Source organism: Corynebacterium sp. (genome assembly GCF_030152825.1).
GTDB lineage: Bacteria > Actinomycetota > Actinomycetes > Mycobacteriales > Mycobacteriaceae > Corynebacterium.
The window spans coordinates 1-4,525 of sequence record NZ_JASLIP010000101.1 but is presented as its reverse complement, the minus strand read 5'-3'; the positions used below and the strand labels follow the sequence as shown (position 1 = coordinate 4,525).

The 4,525-nt window shown below is 64.0% G+C and carries 4 protein-coding genes; 1 reads left to right on the top strand and 3 read right to left on the bottom strand.

Annotated elements, in window-relative coordinates:
• Positions 1-769: aldehyde dehydrogenase family protein (locus tag Q1V78_RS09215; protein ID WP_300613843.1), on the top strand; the 769-nt coding region annotated here is incomplete at its 5' end.
• A 72-nt stretch (positions 770-841) separates the two neighbouring features.
• On the opposite strand, the gene Q1V78_RS09210 is transcribed toward Q1V78_RS09215, so the two are convergent.
• The 3 genes from Q1V78_RS09210 to Q1V78_RS09200 form a co-directional block, all read right to left on the bottom strand.
• Positions 842-2,137 carry a D-serine ammonia-lyase gene (locus Q1V78_RS09210; protein WP_300613840.1) on the bottom strand — a complete coding sequence of 432 codons (1,296 nt, stop codon included), beginning with the start codon at positions 2,135-2,137 and terminating at the stop codon, positions 842-844.
• 50 nt (positions 2,138-2,187) lie between these two features.
• Positions 2,188-3,270, bottom strand: a complete 1,083-nt coding sequence (locus Q1V78_RS09205; protein WP_300613838.1) for a phosphotransferase family protein — start codon at positions 3,268-3,270, stop codon at positions 2,188-2,190.
• A 37-nt stretch (positions 3,271-3,307) separates the two neighbouring features.
• Positions 3,308-4,525 (bottom strand): acyl-CoA dehydrogenase family protein (locus Q1V78_RS09200; RefSeq protein ID WP_300613836.1); only part of this gene is annotated, 1,218 nt, incomplete at its 5' end.

Genomic DNA, 4,525 nt, shown 5'->3' with positions numbered 1-4,525 from the left:
TGCCGCCGTGGCGAAGACCGCCGGCGAGCACTACAAGAAGTCCCTGCTGGAGCTGGGCGGCAACGACCCCTTCATCGTGCTCGACGATGAGAACCTGGACTGGGTGCTGGAGCAGTTCACCAAGATCCGCATGTACAACACCGGCCAGGCCTGCAACGCCCCGAAGCGCCTGATCGTCATGGACGAGTTCTACGACCGCACCGTCGAAACGCTGGAGAAGCGCATCGGCGAGATGAAGGTCGGCGCATTCGACGACGAGAACGCCGATGTCGGTCCGCTGTCCTCCATCGGTGCCCGCGACGAGATCGTCGAGCGCCTCGCCGAGGCGGAGAAGAACGGTGAGGCCACCATCCGCGTCGGTGGTAAGGCCATCGACCGCGACGGCGCCTTCATGGAGCCGACTCTGCTGGTCGACGTGGACCCTAAGGCGGACGTTGGCTGCAACGAGATCTTCGGGCCCGTGGCTATCGTGTACCGCGCTAAGGACGCAGCGGAGGCCATCGAGATCGCGAACGATTCCGACTACGGCCTCTCCAGCTCCGTGTGGAGCACCGACCTGGATGCGGCCCGTAAGGTCGCTGAGCAGCTTCGCGACGGCATGACCTTCATCAACGAGCACGCCGTCACCGGGGCTGGCCTGCCCTTCGGCGGAATCGGTCGCTCCGGCTATGGCCGCGAGCTCGCTCGCTGGGGCGTTGGCGAGTTCGTCAACGAACACCTCTATCGGGTATCTGACCAGTCGAGCGCAGGTCTTTCCCCAGCGCTGTAATGGCTGAGTAGTAACTCAATAGCGCAGTGGCCGCGGGTTCTCCCCGCGGCCACTTGCTTTATATGGGCAAGGCTAGCCCTCGAGCAGTTCCTCGCCGCAGGCGATGTAGCTAGCCATTTCTTCTTCCGGCACCATCGCCCCGCCCGTGATCCACGCCAGGTGGGTGCCCGCCCGGCCAATGGTGCCGGGGCCGAAGAAGCTGGTCGCGGAGCTCGGCTCGCACTGCACATCCTCGGAGCGGTGGAAGAGTGCCACGCCGCGGAACATGTTCTCGTCGCTGACGGTGTAGTAGCCGTCGATGAGGTACTGCATCCGCTCGCCGACGAAGCCGGAGGGCCGCCCCACGGCCAGCCCGTCGGCGGCGGTGACGTTGTCGATGCCGAAGTCCTGCACAGCCAGCTGGTCATGCGCCCCGGTGTGCACCCCGATGAACATGGCGGGGGAGTGGGTGGGCTCGGCGAAGTAGCAGCGCGCGGAGTCGCCGAAGATGGCCTTGATGCCGAATGCGACACCACCCGGGCCACCGCCGACCCCGCAGGGCAGGTAGACGTGGAGTGGTTCCTCCTCGGTGATCCGGACGTCTATGGCCTGCAGCTGTCCGGCTAGTCGCGCCCCGGCGACCGCATAACCGAGGAAAAGGGAGACGGAGTTCTCGTCGTCCACGAAGTAGACGAGGTCGTCGTCCTCGGCGGCCTTGCGACCAGCGGCGACGGCGACGGAGTAGTCCTGCTCGTACTCCACGACCTCCACGCCGTGGGAGCGCAGCAGGTCCTTCTTCCACTGCCGGGCATCCGCGCTCATGTGGACCGCGGCCTGGAAGCCCAGGTTGGCGCTCATGATGCCGATAGACAGCCCCAGGTTGCCGGTGGAGCCCACGGCCACGCGGTGCTGGCCGAAGAGCTCGCGGGCCTCGGCGGAATCGAGGAGCCGGTAGTCGCTGTTCAGGGTGATCAGGCCGTGCTCCAGGGCGAGGGCCTCGGCGTGCTGGAGGACCTCGTAGATTCCGCCGCGGGCCTTGATGGACCCGGAGATCGGCAGGTGGGAGTCGAGCTTCGCCCACAGCTGCCCCTTGATCTGCTGCCCGGTGAGGTCCTCGATTGCTTCCTTCATCGCGGGCACGTGGCGGATCGGGGATTCGATGACGCCAGCACTCGGCGCGGTCTCTGGGAAGACCTGCTGCAGGTAGGGCGCGAAGCGCTTCAGCCGGTCCGCGGCATCCTGGGTCTGGTTCGGGGTGATCCCGACGTGCGCCAGGCCTTCTTCGGAGCGGGGCAGGTCGGGCTTCAGCCACAGGGTCTCCTCGAGCGCGACGAGGCGCTTAAGGAGGGGGTAGTCGGTGATCCACTCTTGCGGGGTTCGGGTTGCCATGGCGCCCAGCTTAGTGAGCTTGCCGGGCGTTCTCTGCCGAATGTCGCCGCCTAGCTAAGCCCGTACTCCCTCGCGGTCTGCTGCGCCTCGGCGACAATCCACTCCACCATCTCCTGGGTGGGGGCGCCTCCGGAGGCGCGGTTGCTGGGATTCTGCATGACGCGGCGCACCACGCCTTCGCAGATGATCGCAACTTTCCATAGCCCCAGGACGTGCCAAAAAGCCAATGCCTTTCTGTCCCGTCCCGTGGCGCCTAGATAGCGCTCGGCTAGTTCTTCACCCTTCGGGAATCCGTCGAGGAGGGGTGCTTCAAATCCAGGGAGGACCAGTCCGTCCTTGACCGGCCAATAAGCCAGCATGGTTCCCACGTCAGCGAGGGGGTCTCCCAGCGTGGTGAGCTCCCAGTCGATGACGGCGTTGATGGTGCCGTCGTCTGGGTTGGCTATGACGTTGCCGACGTGTAGGTCGCCGTGGACCAGCACCGTTTCCTTCTGTTCCGGGGTGTGTTCCTCCAGGAGAGCCGTGAGTTTATCGAGCGCAGGTAATTCCCGCGTCTTGGTCTTGTCCCATTGCCCGGACCAGCGCTTGAGCTGTCGTGGGGCGTAGGGGTCGTGGGATGCCAGCGTGTCCAGTCCGGTGGATACGAGGTTGACGCCGTGGATGTGGATCATCGCGTCCAGCATCTTGGTGGCGATTTTGTGCCGGAGGTCCAGCCCCAAAGGGGAAGCGGCTTCTGCAGAGCTAATGGTCACTCCGTCGACCATGCTCATCGCCACGACGGGGGCATCGGAGACAGCTTGACCGTGGTCGGCAAGCTCGTCGGTGTTGCCATAGATCACCGGGACGGGCACCTCGGTGTCGTGAAGAGCCGCCATGATTTTTCCTTCGCGCACGACGTTGTGGGCGCTGGCGGCAAGTTTTCCCAGCGGCGGACGGCGGACGATGCAGCGTGCGCCAGTGGTGTCTTCGACGAGGAACGTGAGGTTGGACTGCCCGTTTCCGACGCGGTTAAGCGAGAGCTCACCGCTCAATGGGGTGATGCGGGTGAGCCAGGCCTTCAGCTTGTCCATATTGAACGGCACGGCCGGGTTCTTCGTGGCTGAATTGTGGCTGCCGGTTGTTGGGTCGTTCACCGTGGCTCCTTCGATAGGTCTGTGCTGTGCCGGTGTGCTACTTGTATTTGCGCAGTTCTTGTCGGGCGATGGTCATGCGATGGACCTCATCCGGGCCATCGGCCAGGCGGAGTGATCGCAGGCCAGCCCACATGTGAGCCAGCGGGGTATCGGAGGTCACACCCTCGCCACCGAATACTTGGATGGCTTCGTCGACGATGCGGAGCGCGACCTGTGGGGCAGCAACCTTGATGGCAGCAATTTCTTGGCGAGCGGCCTTATTGCCGACCGTGTCCATCATCCAGGCGGCCTTCAAAGTCAATAGCCGGGCCTGCTCGATGTCGATGCGGGCGTTGGCGATGCGTTCTTGGATCGTGTCGCGCTCGGCCAGCGCTTTGCCGAAGGTGCTTCGAGACAACGCTCGTTCGCACATCAGCTCGAGTGCACGTTCTGCCATGCCGATGGCACGCATGCAGTGGTGAATCCGGCCTGGCCCCAAGCGGTCCTGGGAGATCCGAAAACCCGCTCCCTCCTCCAGGAGGATGTCGTGGTCCGGGACGAATACGTCCTTAAATTCCAGTTCGGCGTGGCCTTCGCGGTCGTGGAAGCCAAAGACGGGAAGGTCGCGAAGGATTCGGACGCCGGGGGCGTCGGCGGGGACAACCAGCATGGACTGCTGGCGGTGGGGCTCAGCCTCTGGGCTGGTCTTGCCCATGACGATGAGCACCTTGAGGTTGGGCCGCATGCCGTTCGAACTAAACCACTTCCGCCCGTTAAGTACATACCCATCGAGGGGCTTATCCGAGCCCTCGGCGGTGTAACCGGTAACCCGGTCCATGCGCATGGACACATTGGTGGCATCTGAGGAGGCGACTCCGGGTTCGGTCATGGCGAATGCGGAGCGGATTTCACCGTCGAGCAGCGGATTCAGGTACTCCCTGCGGTGAGCCTCAGTTCCATAAAGCTCGAGAACCTCCATGTTCCCCGTATCCGGGGCGTTGCAATTGCAGGCTTCGGGGGCGAGTTCGGGGGAGCGACCCATGATTTCTGCCAATGGGGCGTAGTCGACGTTGCTCAAACCCGGGCCGGTGCCGGGGTGGGGGTGGAAGAGGTTCCATAGGCCCTGCTTCTTGGCTTCGGCTTTGAGGTCCTCAAGGATCGCTGGGTGGTGGTGCGGATCGCCGGACTCGGTCATCTGCCGGTGGTAGATCGGCTCGGCAGGGTAGACGTGTTCATCCATGAAGCGAAGGAGCTTTTCCTGATACTCCTTCGAGCG